This is a genomic window from Zobellia sp. 1_MG-2023 (assembly GCF_030549125.1).
GTDB lineage: Bacteria > Bacteroidota > Bacteroidia > Flavobacteriales > Flavobacteriaceae > Zobellia > Zobellia russellii.
Genome location: NZ_JAUOSY010000004.1, coordinates 404,837 through 418,414, shown reverse-complemented (window position 1 = coordinate 418,414; position 13,578 = coordinate 404,837). Strand labels below are relative to the sequence as shown.

The window sequence follows — 13,578 nt, the reverse complement described above, 5'->3', positions numbered from 1 at the left end:
AATATAATGTAATAACACTTTGGGACTGAAATACCCTACTGCTTTTCGTTAAAAGAGGATTGATACTCGGCAAATAACCGATCGACTTGAAACTCTACAACCCATAAGGCATTTGTGAACAACCTAATTTTTGACTCATTAATAAGTAGAACTAGATTAGATAAATTTACAGGGGGAAGATTTACTTGTATTGAACTTCTTAAATTCTAAATTTGGCTTATAACAACAACTCATAATAGTTAAAAAAATACCCCAAATATAAGTTCGGGGTATTTTTTTTCGTGAAATTATTTAAAACTTCCACCATTTTTTTTGAGTTTTTCCATAGCCATAGCCATATTTTCCGCCATAACCTAGATTAGAGGAATCTACATCATTAACAATAAATGACAACCCTTTAATTTTTCCTTCTTCTTGAAGTTTGATTGGGTAATCCACGGCGTTTGTCTCTGTTACTCCTGCTCTAGTTACATAAAGAAGTAAATCCGCATATTCACTAATTAAAAGTGTATCCGTAACCACCATTAAAGGTGCTGTATCTACAATTACGTAATCATAAGTTTCAGAAACTTGGGCAAACAATTCCTTTATTCTATCGCTCATTAAAAGCTCAGCAGGGTTAGGAGGTATTCTACCAGAGTAAATCACATCTATAGTATTTCTATGAACCAGCATAGGATTTACTATGTCCCTAATCCCAATAGTGTTGTCATACAGAAATTCAGTAAGCCCGGCATCTTTATTTCTACTAGGTTTTTGCATATTATCAGCATTACCGCCTGAGAAAAAAGTATACAACTTTGGATTCCTAATATCCGCACCTATTAAAAGTACTTTTTTATTAGTGCTTGCAAGTATCATAGACAGGTTAGTGGAAAGAAACGTTTTACCCTCACCTGGGACACTAGATGTAACGAAAACAATATTACTTTTTCCTGATTTTTTCTGTTTTGATTTTATTAAATAATCTAGATTCGTACGAATAATTCGAAGAGACTCCGCAAGAACTGACCTATCTTCTTTTACTACAAGCTTTTCATCTTTCTTGGTCAATCTAGGGAGTTCACCCAAAATTGGTGTATTTTTCACCACTTTTTCTAGCGAATGCATGTTATGAACCTTATTATCCAAAAGATCTTTTGCATAAATAACGCTAAAGGGAACTAACAAACCTAAAATGAACGAGGCTAGATATATAATTGACTTTTTAGGCGATACAGGCAACTTACTAATACTATAAGCTTGATCTACAATTTTAGATTTAGGAGAGCTTGAAGCTGCAGAAATTTGCGCTTCTTCCCTCTTCTGCAAAAGATAAAGATATAGAGATTCTGTAGTCTGTTGCTGTCTTGTAATATCTCTTAAAGCTCTTTCATTTGCGGGCGAAGAGTAAATCTTAGAATTAAATCGTGCCTGTTGTCCGCTTAAAGAATTTACCGTAAGACCAAGGTTATTTACGGTACTACTCAAACTAGATTGCATACTTCTCTTCAAGCCAGCAATCTGTTGATCCAAATTAACAATTACTGGGTTCTTCTCGTTTGAACTTTTAAGAAGACGTTTACGTTCCAGAACCAGCTGGTTATATCGATCCGTAGTACTTGCTATTGTTGGGTCAGAAAGTCCAATATTCGTTGGTAAAACTTCGTAACTACCTTGTTGCTGAACCAATTCTTGCATTGACGCAGCCATATTAAGCTGATTTCGTGCATTTGCCAATTCTTGTTGGTTAGCAACACCCACATTTAAGTTAACATTTGCTTCGGCTGCAATATCCGTAACACCCTTTTCAGTTTTAAAATCTTGTGCCGACTGATCTACACTTGCCAAATCAGAAGAAATATTAGCGATTCGTTCGTCAATAAAATTAGAGGTGCGATCAGCAATAATTTGCTTGTCCTGAATAGCATTTTCATTATATATCCTAACTAAAGCATCAAGAATATTTGCCGCCTTTTCCCTTATTGGATCTTCTAAAGTGATATTAACAATATTGGAAAGCTCTCCCGGGTTGCTTACAACAATCCTTGTACGGTAACCTTGAGCTACATCTTCTATTGGTTTAACCGAAATTCTGAGCTTCTTGTCTTTGTAACTCTCGAAAGCACCAACATTTGGTGTAATAACAATATCTCCTATAGGTGTAGAGATGTTTTTACCAAAGGCATAAATTTTTACGGGTTTGTCTTCTTCTTCAGTATAACCAAAAGTCGTAGAAGACGAAATTGTGATAAAAAAATCTAAATTTGCCCGATTTAATATGGAATCTGCAGCAATGAAATTCAAATTAACAGGTGGGTTCTTATACAACTCTGTTTCCTTAATATTTCCCTGAACCAAAATTTGAGTGTTTAAGTTTAACTCTTTAACCACTCTAATAAAATTGGACCGAGAACTTATGAGTTGTAGCTCATCCTCCACTTTGTTCTTTCCTCCTCCTAACAAATTCAAATCTTGAAAAACATCTAGTTCAGAACCTGATGTTTTATCTTCCAATATCTGAATCTGCGTTTGGACAGCAAATTTGGGTGTAGCATATCTAATATAAAGAAAGGCAATAATTAAAGCGACCACCACCGATAATATAAACCATTTTATATGTATTGTATAAGTAGCGAGTATTTCCTTTAAATCAAACGTGTTGTTTGACATTGAATTTTGATTATTCAAGCTCATTTTGTTTTTTTAATGTCATATACCGATGTGCTACCGCATAACTTTAATTTGTTCTTGTAATTAAGAGTACTGTTGAAGTAATCAATAGTGACGCTATTGAAACCGCAATAGACATTCTGCTATCGAGAGTTGAAGATTTTATTGCAGAATTATTAGGCTCAACATAAACCACATCATTCTGAGTTAAATAATATACAGGAGAGCTTAGTGCTTCTTTTTTAGTCAAGTCTATTCTTGTATAAACTTTGGTTCCATCAAAGTCTCTAATGACCATAACATTTTCACGTCGACCTTTAATAGTCATATCATTGGCCAAGCCTAAGGCTTCAAGGATAGTAATACGCTCGCCATCTACAGGGTACGTCCCCGGTCTATTAACTTCTCCTAAAACAGAAACACTGAAATTCCGTAGCCTTATATTTATTATAGGGTCCTTTAAATAATCTGAAAGTCTGTCCCTTAGCAGAACCCTAACTTCTTCACCTGAAAGACCTGCAATTTTCACTTTACCTATCACTGGAAAATCAATTTCCCCATCCTTATCGATTAAGTAATCAACCTGTTCCGGTCGAATACCACCTTCAGATCCACCTCGAAAAAGATTAAACGGAGCACTAGCCTCGCTATCTAGAGTAGACACATAAATACTTACTAAATCATCAACTTTAAATTTTGGAGTAAAACTGTTTTTATCAACCAAGGTTTCAAAATCACCTGTGTTTTGAAAATACACAACTTCTTTTCTTGAAGCGCAAGAAGACAATAAGATTGCCGAAACAGCCAAAAGCGGCGCAACAGTTTTAAAAAATCGAAAAATATCAAGTGAAAGCATTTTTTTAATGGACATAGTGTTCAAGTTTTGGTGCAATGATAGTAAATAAAAAAATTATAGAACTTTTTTAAGAGGATGATTCTTAGTTGTCGTTTTGTCTTTTTTATCCAAAACACATAATTCAGAGTTATTAGATATAAATTCTGGAACTATCTCTTTCATTAAACTAACCGTGCTCTCATTGAAGAACATATTGGACACACAAAGTTCATCAATTTTAGACCTTACCAATATATAGTCAAGTTCTCTAGTTTTACCGATCATAATCTTTTTATGATATGTAGGCAAGGTGTTTTCTCCATTTGCCAACAACTCTTCATATAATTTTTCGCCTGGACGCAAACCGGTTATCTTAATGTCTATATCTTCTGGATACCTAAGCCCGGAAAGTTTTATCATATTTTTGGCCAAGTCAAATATTTTTACGGATTCACCCATGTCAAAAATAAATATCTCTCCTCCATCTCCCATAGCTCCAGCTTCCAAGACCAATTGAGAAGCTTCTGGAATAGTCATAAAAAAACGAGTCACATTCTCATGGGTAACTGTTAACGGACCCCCCTTTTCAATTTGTTTTTTGAATAGAGGAATTACTGAACCATTAGACCCTAGCACATTACCAAACCGCGTTGTTATAAATTTCGTTTTTCCTTTTTGCTGCATACAACTAATATACATTTCCGCAATTCGCTTTGTAGCACCCATTACATTTGTAGGGTTAACAGCCTTATCAGTAGAAATGAAAATAAATTTATCTACGTTATGACTAATAGATAAATCGGCAACAACTTTAGTACCCGCTACATTAATTTTAATAGCTTCATAAGCATTGTATTCCATTAAAGGCACGTGCTTATAAGCTGCAGCGTGAAACACAATATTAGGCTTGTATTCTTGAAAAAGATTATTTAATCTATTTTTATCGCGAACATCTCCAACAATAGGCATAAAATTATGAAAGCCATTTTGTTTCAATTCCTGCTGCAAGTCGTATAACGCAGATTCTGATTGATCTATCACGATGAGCGACTTATAATTATATGTACAAACTTGACGTACAATTTCACTACCAATAGACCCTGCACCTCCTGTAACTAATACCACTTTATTCCTAACCTCTTCGGAGATTTTTGAATTTCTAATGTTAATTGGAGCTCTATCCAAAAGATCTTCAATCTGAATCTGTTTAATTTGAGAAACTTTCAACTCACCATTGATCCACTGTTCTACAGGAGGGACAATTTTCACCTGAACAGGAAAATCAACCAAACCTTCAACTAACACCTTAAGGTCTTTAGGATCAATATTCTGAATAGAAAAAATAACCTCGGAGATACTATTTTTCAATATAAAGTCCTTGTTCAAAACATCTTTATGGAAAACTTTTACTCCGTTTATCTGTTTCCCAACCTTTTTCTCATCTTCATCTATATAACCAACAACCCTAACCCTACTTTTCGTATGGTTAACGAGAGCACTTTGAGTTAGTATCCCTGACTCCCCTGCTCCGAATATCAGAACATTCTTATTGACCTTAAAATCACGGGCCATAAAAGTACTGTACAAAGACTTAAAGACATATCGGGAAGCAGTTAACGCAACAAAACTCAGTAAACTATGAATGATTATAATTCCTAATGGTACCGTGAAGTTTTCAAAAACCCCTAATTCTCGATTAAAAAGAACCATTGAAATTAACAAAATACTAGACAGACAAATAGCATTGAATATATTGTAAACATCCCTAACACCCGTATGCCTAACTACCCCTTTATAAGATCCTGTAAAAATAAAAGACGCTAAAGCTATCAATGAAATGATCGGCAATTGAACAAAAAGCTTATCAATATCAAAGTCCAAAGTAAGGTTAAAACGTATAATATAGGATAAGACGAAAGAAATAGCTATCATTACTACATCAATAGCTAAAACCAGCCACTTAGAAGCGTACTTGTGAGCGTTATTTACTAAATATTCTTTTATCATCAGATTAAATTTTGGTTAGAATCAACTCTACCACTCTTTCAAGATCACTTTGCGAAAGATTAGAGCCACTAGGCAAACATAGTCCTCGATTAAAAAAATCTTCGGATGTACCATCAGAATAATGAGGGAACTCAGTGAAAACCGGTTGCAGATGCATAGGTTTCCATAAGGGTCTTGATTCAACATTGTCTTCCAAAAGAGCTAGACGGATTTTTTCTCTTATAACAAAAGAAGGTGTTAGTATGCAGCTCAACCATCTATTGCTATAATAACCACTTGGTTCTTCTAAAAATTCAATTTCAGGAAGATGTGCTAAATGTTTTTTAAAAAATTCGAAATTAGATCTTCTCTGGTCAACACGATTTTGAAGTACCTCCATTTGACCACGACCAATTCCTGCTAAGATATTACTCATCCGGTAATTATACCCTACGGATGAATGTTGGTAATGAGGAGCATCATCCCTTGCTTGGGTAGCCAGAAACACAGCTTTTTTCTTTATTGCTTCCTCTTTAGCAATCAAAGCCCCACCTCCAGAAGTGGTTATAATTTTGTTTCCGTTAAAAGACAAAATCCCTATTGATCCGAAAGTACCGCATTTTTGATTATTAACGCTGCTACCAAGAGCTTCAGCACTATCTTCAACAACCGGTATACCGTACTTTTTTGAAATTTCGGCTATGGCCGTAACATTGTATGGCATACCGTATAAATGAACAGCTACTATTGCCTTAGGTTTTTTACCCTTTTCAATCCTATCCTGGATGGCATTCTCAAGTAACTTTGGAGAAATATTCCATGTATCTCTTTCACTATCCACAAAAATTGGTGTAGCACCCAGATACATAATCGGATTGGCAGAAGCTGAAAAAGTGAAACTTTGACAAATAACTTCATCACCTCTAGTAACACCTAACAATTCTAAAGCCAAATGGATAGCAGCAGTACCCGAACTTAGCGCGGCAACATGAACGTTACCCCCAACAAACTCGTTTATAGATTGTTCAAAATTATCTACATTAGGTCCCAATGGAGCCACCCAATTGGTGTCAAAGGCCTCTTGAACAAATTTTTGTTCGCCCCCGCCCATATGTGGAGAAGACAGCCAAATCTTATCTTTAATAATAGTTTTCAATTAAAATTGGTTTTAGTTCTTTTAATTTGGGGTTGCCTTAATTTATTTATAATCATCGGCCAAACATATAAATATAATCTAAAAATTACTAAAAAGTTCTTTTTGATTACGGAATACAAAACTAACCTCTAATTACTGAACTCCTTACTAATTTTGTTGTAAGCCTAAAAAATTCGGTTAATAACACTTGTATGACTTACTATCTCTAATTAAGCTTGAGCTGTCATACCTACGTTAGAAAGTTGAAAATAGATTTCCCAATCTACTTGCAACTATTTACACAAATACATGCATATCCCTATTAACACTAACAATTATTGTATTAAAAAAATAAAGGAGCAAATCCGTTTTTCGACTGCTCCTTTGTTTTTTTCGTTCAAAATTAAATCCTGTTGTAATCCTTAAAGTCTTTGTGATCTTTTTTGTACAATTCCTCTTCCGGCAGAGATTTAAAGTATTCATATGTCTTCTTCATCCCTTCGGACCTGGAAACCTTAGGTTCCCAGCCCAAAATTTCTTTTGCCTTTGAAATATCCGGCTGTCGCTGCATAGGATCATCTTGTGGCAAGGGCTTATATATTACTTTTTGATCTGTTCCTGTTAATTTAACAATTTCCTCAGCAAAATCCCTTATCGTAATCTCATGCGGATTACCTATGTTCACAGGTAAAGCGTAATCACTAAGTAAGAGTCGGTATATACCCTCAACTTCATCATCAACATAACAAAACGAACGCGTTTGGCTTCCATCGCCAAAAACAGTTAAATCTTCACCTCTCAGTGCCTGACCTATAAAAGCGGGAATAACTCTTCCGTCATTTAATCGCATTCTAGGACCGTAGGTGTTAAAAATTCGTACAATTCGTGTTTCCAAACCATGAAATCGGTTATAAGCCATTGTAATTGATTCCATAAATCGTTTTGCTTCATCGTACACCCCTCTTGGACCTATAGTATTTACATTACCATAATATTCTTCGGTCTGCGGGTGAACAAGAGGATCCCCATATATCTCTGAAGTAGATGCAATAAGGATTCTAGCATTTTTAACTTTTGCCAAACCTAAAAGATTATGAGTACCCAATGCCCCTACCTTTAAGGTCTGTATTGGGATTTTTAAATAATCAATTGGGCTAGCGGGAGAGGCAAAATGTAAAATATAGTCTAGTTTACCAGGAACACTTACAAATTTTGTAACATCATGATGGTAGAATTCAAAGTTCTCCAACTTAAACAAATGTTCTATGTTACGTAAATCACCTGTAATAAGATTATCCATGGCAATGACATAATAACCTTCTTTAATAAAACGGTCACACAAATGGGACCCTAAGAAACCTGCCGCCCCGGTAATCAGTATTTTCTTCATTTTGTATTTTTATTTTTCTGATCAACTAGCCAAAAGAACTTACACGCATTAAGCTCCAAATAGTTTGTCAAAATTTAATATCATAATCACCACGAATATAAATACAATGTGCAAAACAGAAGGTTATTTTTCTTTAAAAAACTATAAACTTCAATTATCTAAGTTAAAATGCATATAGTCCTATCCAACATCTTGTTCGTATATAATTTCGGACAATGCTTAGCAAACATAATTTACAATCCATATAAAAGAATAATAATGGGAGGTTTTAATATGTAAGATATTGTCAAATCGGAATGTATTTCAACACATAATCTTGAAATAAATCTTTTTAAGCGAAAAAATGTAAGGAAGTTTTGAGTTATTTAGTAATCTTTGCAACCTAATAAAATGAACCCAGTCATGAAAAAAGTAAATAAAATATGCTGCATTGGTGCAGGATATGTAGGTGGACCAACAATGTCCGTTATTGCTAGTCAGTGCCCTGAGATTACCGTAACCGTTGTAGACATCAACCAATCTCGCATTGACCAATGGAATGATTCAGACCTAGACAATTTACCCGTTTACGAACCTGGCCTAAAGGAAATAGTTGCCAAAACGAGAGGAAAAAACCTTTTCTTTTCTACCGAAGTGGACAAAGCTATTGATGAAGCCGAAATCATATTTATATCCGTAAATACCCCTACAAAGACTTACGGAAAAGGAAAAGGACAAGCGGCAGATTTAAAATTTGTAGAGCTTTGCGCACGTAATATTGCCAAAGTAGCTAAGAGTGACAAGATAGTTGTAGAAAAATCTACCTTACCGGTTAGAACAGCGAGTGCTATTAAAAGCATCCTTGAAAATACCGGAAACGGTGTTAAATTTGAAATACTTTCCAATCCTGAATTTTTAGCAGAAGGAACAGCCGTTGAAGATTTGCTAAAAGCAGACCGCGTACTTATCGGTGGTGACGAAACACCTTCAGGTCAAGAAGCCAAGGACACGTTAAGTTCAATTTATGCACACTGGCTTCCAAAAGAACGAATACTGCAAACCAATGTCTGGTCTTCTGAGCTGTCCAAGTTGGTTGCCAATGCATTTTTAGCCCAGAGAGTTTCTTCCATTAATGCTATTTCGGCCCTGTGCGAACGAACGGATGCAAATGTTGCGGAAGTTTCAAGGGCAATAGGTACCGACAGTAGAATTGGACCAAAATTCCTAAACGCTTCCGTAGGTTTTGGCGGATCTTGTTTTCAAAAGGACATCTTAAACCTTGTCTATATCTCAAGAAGTTTTGGTCTGACTGAAGTTGCGGATTATTGGGAACAGGTAATTATCATGAACGATTACCAAAAGAGACGTTTTGCGGAAAACATTATATCTACCCTTTATAATACTGTTTCAGGCAAGAAAATTGTGTTTTTTGGATGGGCCTTTAAAAAAGACACGAACGATACTCGAGAATCTGCAGCCATTAATATTGCCGATGCCTTATTAGAGGAAAAAGCAGAAATCGTAGTTTATGACCCAAAGGTATCTGCAGAGCGAATCTATGCTGACCTAGATTATTTGGATACCCGTTCTCCAGAAGAAAACAGAAAGCTTTTAACTGTTGTTTCCAATCCTATGGACGCCGTTCAAGATGCCCATGCCATTGCTATTTTAACCGAATGGGACGAATTTAAAAATTATGACTGGGATACCATTTTTGAAAAAATGTTGAAACCGGCATTTGTCTTTGATGGTCGCCGCTTGCTTTCAAAAGAAGATATGGAAGCCAAAGGCTTTCAGTATTATAAAATAGGACAATCATGAAAATTCTTGTCACCGGTGCGGCCGGTTTTATAGGATATCACCTTTGCGAAAAACTCCTTGAACAAGAATATGAAGTTATAGGTCTAGACAACATCAACGATTATTATGATGTAAACCTGAAATATAACCGATTAAAACAACTGGGCATTGCAAAAAAAGATGCGCAAGTTTTTCTCAAAAAATGTTCTGGTTCTACACATGGCAATAAATTTTCTTTTGTTCGAATGAACTTAGAAGATAGAGAAGCTTTACCTCACCTCTTTAATGATGAGAAAATTGACAGAGTGTGTAATTTAGCCGCTCAGGCCGGTGTACGCTATAGTATTGAGAACCCTGAAACCTATATAGATAGCAATATTGTTGGTTACTTAAACCTATTGGAATGCTGCAGACATAATAAAGTTGAGCATTTAGTATACGCTAGCAGCTCCAGCGTCTATGGTTTGAACGAAAAAATACCATTTTCCACATCCGATAGTGTAGACCACCCCATTAGCTTGTACGCTGCAAGTAAAAAGAGTAATGAATTAATGGCCCATACCTATAGTCACCTGTTTGATTTTGCGACAACAGGTTTACGATTTTTTACGGTCTATGGCCCTTGGGGAAGACCGGATATGGCCTTGTTTTTGTTTACTGATGCTATAGCTAACGGAAAACCCATTAAAGTTTTTAACCATGGAAAAATGGAAAGAGACTTTACCTACGTGGATGACATTGTAGAAGGAGTTGTTCGGATTTTGACAAAATCTACCAAAAATAGAGAGTTGTACAAAATTTACAACATTGGGAACAACAATGCTGTTAAACTCACCAGTTTCATAGATGCTATTGAGAACAGTATGGGACAAAAAGCCGAAAAAGAGCTGATGCCCATGCAACCCGGGGATGTAGAACGTACTTGGGCGGATGTTGATGATCTGATTAGAGATTACGAATATCAACCCAATACCTCGGTTACAGATGGTGTTCAAAGATTTGTGGAGTGGTACAAGGATTACTACAAAGAATAATTTTATTTTGAATTAAATTTTAAAAAGAGGTCTGATCTATTGGCCTCTTTTTTATTTTTCTTCTCCTGTTTATAACTATATATTTATTCAAAGATAACTTTTGATTGAGTAAAACAGCATAGATATCTCTTTGGATTAATTTAGAGACATTTAGTAAACTTTTACTAGTTACAAAGCTATTTTTTCACATCTTTGCAGCCACTTTTTTAAAGCTAACTTAAAATACGGGCTACTAAAAAATGTAATTATTTAACATTGAATTTATGTCTCTCGAAAAATTAAATTTTTCATCTAAGTACACGATTTTGGTGACGGGTGGTGCCGGATTTATTGGTTCAAATCTATGTGAAGCCCTATTATTAAACGGTAATAAAGTTGTTTGTCTTGATAATTTCTTAACAGGAAAACGAGAAAACATTGAACCTTTTCTTAGTAATGAGAATTTTACTTTAATTGAAGGAGATATTCGTGAGTTAAATACTTGTGAGAGTGCCTGTAAGGACACTGATTATGTGCTGCACCAAGCCGCACTAGGATCCGTTCCGCGCTCCATAAACGACCCAATTACAAGTAATGAGGTTAATGTTTCTGGATTTTTGAATATGTTGGTTGCAGCTCGCAAAGCAAAAGTTAAGCGTTTTGTTTATGCTGCTAGCTCCTCAACTTATGGCGATTCAAAGTCAATGCCCAAAGTAGAAGATGTTATTGGCAAACCTCTATCCCCATATGCCATTACAAAATATGTAAACGAGCTTTATGCCGACGTGTTTTCAAAAACTTATGGAATTGAGACAATAGGGCTTAGGTATTTTAATGTTTTCGGAAGAAGACAAGACCCAAATGGCGCATACGCTGCGGTAATTCCTAAATTTACTATGCAACTGATGAATCATGAGTCGCCAGTAATTAATGGAGATGGAAGCTTCTCAAGAGACTTTACGTATATTGACAATGTAGTAGAGATGAATATCAGAGCACTTTTAGTTGATGACAAAAAAGCACTTAATACCGTTTATAATACAGCCTGTGGCGAACGAACGGATTTAAAAGAATTGGTTGAATTATTAAAACAATACTTAAGTAAGTACGACTCTAAAATTGGAAATATTAAAGTAACCTATGGTCCTGAGAGGCAAGGAGATGTACCCCATTCTTTAGCCTCCATTGACAAAGCCGGGAAATACTTGGAGTATGACCCCATTTACGACATCAAGTCGGGCCTAAAATCAGCAATGGAGTGGTATTGGAAAAATTTAAAATAAGTAAAAGTATGAATACATCAAAGATTGCGATTATAGGTCTAGGCTACGTAGGTCTACCATTAGCACGTTTGTTTGCTACCAAATACCCAGTAATCGGTTTTGATATAAACAAAAAAAGGATTGAAGAACTACAATCTGGAAAAGATAACACCCTAGAAGTAAGTGATGAGGATTTAAAAGCTGTTTTACAAAAATCCGCTAATTTTGATAAAGGTCTATATTGTACATCCAATCTAGAGGATATTGCAGATTGTACTCATTATGTCGTAACAGTACCAACTCCAGTTGACAGTACGAATAGACCAATCTTAACCCCTCTTTACAAATCAAGTGAAACAGTTGGTCAAGTTTTGAAAAAGGGTGATTTGGTTATTTACGAATCTACGGTCTACCCTGGGGTAACCGAAGATGAATGTGTACCTGTCTTAGAACGAGTAAGTGGATTAAAATTCAATAAAGACTTTTTTGTTGGGTACTCTCCTGAACGAATCAATCCTGGAGATAAAGAACATACTGTAGAAAAAATTCTAAAGGTAACTTCTGGCTCTACACCTACTATTGGAAAGAAAGTAGATGAACTATATGCCTCTGTAATTACAGCAGGAACACATTTAGCCCCCACTATAAAAGTTGCAGAAGCGGCAAAGGTCATAGAAAACTCACAACGCGATATAAATATTGCCTTTGTTAACGAATTGGCCAAAATTTTCAATCTAATGGAGATTGATACAACGGCGGTTTTAGAAGCCGCTGGAACCAAATGGAACTTCCTTCCATTTAAACCAGGCTTAGTTGGTGGACATTGTATTGGGGTAGACCCTTACTATTTGGCTCAAAAGGCACAAGAGTACGGTTACCATCCAGAGATAATTTTGGCCGGGCGCCGTATGAATGATGGCATGGGAAAATATGTTGCTTCAGAGGTCATAAAGTTAATGGTTCAAAGAGATATCAAAATTAAAGGAGCGAATATTCTTGTTCTAGGCATAACTTTTAAGGAAAACTGCCCAGACGTTAGAAACACCAAAGCGGTTGATGTTATAAATAACTTAAAAAGTTATGGAACAAACTTAACTATATTTGATCCATGGGCTTCTAAAGAAGAAGTCAAAAAAGAGTTTAATCTTGACATGGTATCAACCCTACCCAAAGAAAAGTATGATGTCGTTGTTTTAACCGTAGCCCACAAAGAATTTCTTGAATTTAACCTTAAGAACTCTTTAAACCCCAATGGTATTATCTATGATGTCAAAAGTATACTTAAAGATAATGTAGACGGCAGACTCTAATAAATTTTACACTAATTAAAAAAGGCCAGCACGCGGTGTTGGCTTTTTTTAATTCTATCCTTACTTATTACAAATAAACCCAATACAGACTTAGTTAAGAAGGGACATGCAAACATCCATGTTCACAAAATTTTCAGCTCTTCTCCACTCCTTCAATCGATTATTCTGTAGCTTATCACTTATCTATTCCAGATTACAGCGAAAATACATTGACAA

At 35.5% G+C, this 13,578-nt stretch carries 9 protein-coding genes; 4 read left to right on the top strand and 5 right to left on the bottom strand.

All coding sequences use genetic code 11. The features are described from left to right. Positions 1-291: 291 nt before the first annotated feature. The 5 genes from Q4597_RS11260 to Q4597_RS11240 form a co-directional block, all read right to left on the bottom strand. Positions 292-2,676 carry a polysaccharide biosynthesis tyrosine autokinase gene (locus tag Q4597_RS11260; RefSeq protein ID WP_303406289.1) on the bottom strand — a complete coding sequence of 795 codons (2,385 nt, stop codon included), beginning with the start codon at positions 2,674-2,676 and terminating at the stop codon, positions 292-294. A 43-nt stretch (positions 2,677-2,719) separates the two neighbouring features. Then, entirely contained in the window at positions 2,720-3,523 is an 804-nt protein-coding gene (locus tag Q4597_RS11255; RefSeq protein ID WP_303406288.1) for a polysaccharide biosynthesis/export family protein, read from the bottom strand. A 39-nt stretch (positions 3,524-3,562) separates the two neighbouring features. Then, positions 3,563-5,494: a nucleoside-diphosphate sugar epimerase/dehydratase gene (locus tag Q4597_RS11250; protein WP_303406287.1), complete on the bottom strand. Its 1,932-nt coding sequence runs from the start codon at positions 5,492-5,494 to the stop codon at positions 3,563-3,565. A 4-nt stretch (positions 5,495-5,498) separates the two neighbouring features. Continuing rightward, complete coding sequence (locus Q4597_RS11245; protein WP_303406363.1) at positions 5,499-6,584, bottom strand: DegT/DnrJ/EryC1/StrS aminotransferase family protein; 1,086 nt, start codon at positions 6,582-6,584, stop codon at positions 5,499-5,501. A gap of 427 nt (positions 6,585-7,011) precedes the next feature. Next, positions 7,012-7,998 (bottom strand): UDP-glucuronic acid decarboxylase family protein, encoded by a 987-nt coding sequence (locus Q4597_RS11240; protein WP_303406286.1) that lies wholly within the window; start codon positions 7,996-7,998, stop codon positions 7,012-7,014. 402 nt (positions 7,999-8,400) lie between these two features. On the opposite strand from Q4597_RS11240, the gene Q4597_RS11235 reads away from it, so the two are divergent. The 4 genes from Q4597_RS11235 (at position 8,401) to Q4597_RS11220 (ending at position 13,362) form a co-directional block, all read left to right on the top strand. Next, positions 8,401-9,798 carry a nucleotide sugar dehydrogenase gene (locus Q4597_RS11235; protein ID WP_215440006.1) on the top strand — a complete coding sequence of 466 codons (1,398 nt, stop codon included), beginning with the start codon at positions 8,401-8,403 and terminating at the stop codon, positions 9,796-9,798. After that, positions 9,795-10,811, top strand: coding sequence for an NAD-dependent epimerase (locus Q4597_RS11230; protein WP_303406285.1), 1,017 nt, complete (start codon positions 9,795-9,797; stop codon positions 10,809-10,811). Before Q4597_RS11235 ends, Q4597_RS11230 begins: the two co-directional genes overlap by 4 nt. 263 nt (positions 10,812-11,074) lie before the next feature. Further along, entirely contained in the window at positions 11,075-12,073 is a 999-nt protein-coding gene (locus tag Q4597_RS11225; RefSeq protein WP_303406284.1) for an SDR family oxidoreductase, read from the top strand. An 8-nt stretch (positions 12,074-12,081) separates the two neighbouring features. Then, positions 12,082-13,362 carry a nucleotide sugar dehydrogenase gene (locus Q4597_RS11220; RefSeq protein WP_303406283.1) on the top strand — a complete coding sequence of 427 codons (1,281 nt, stop codon included), beginning with the start codon at positions 12,082-12,084 and terminating at the stop codon, positions 13,360-13,362. Positions 13,363-13,578: the final 216 nt, after the last annotated feature.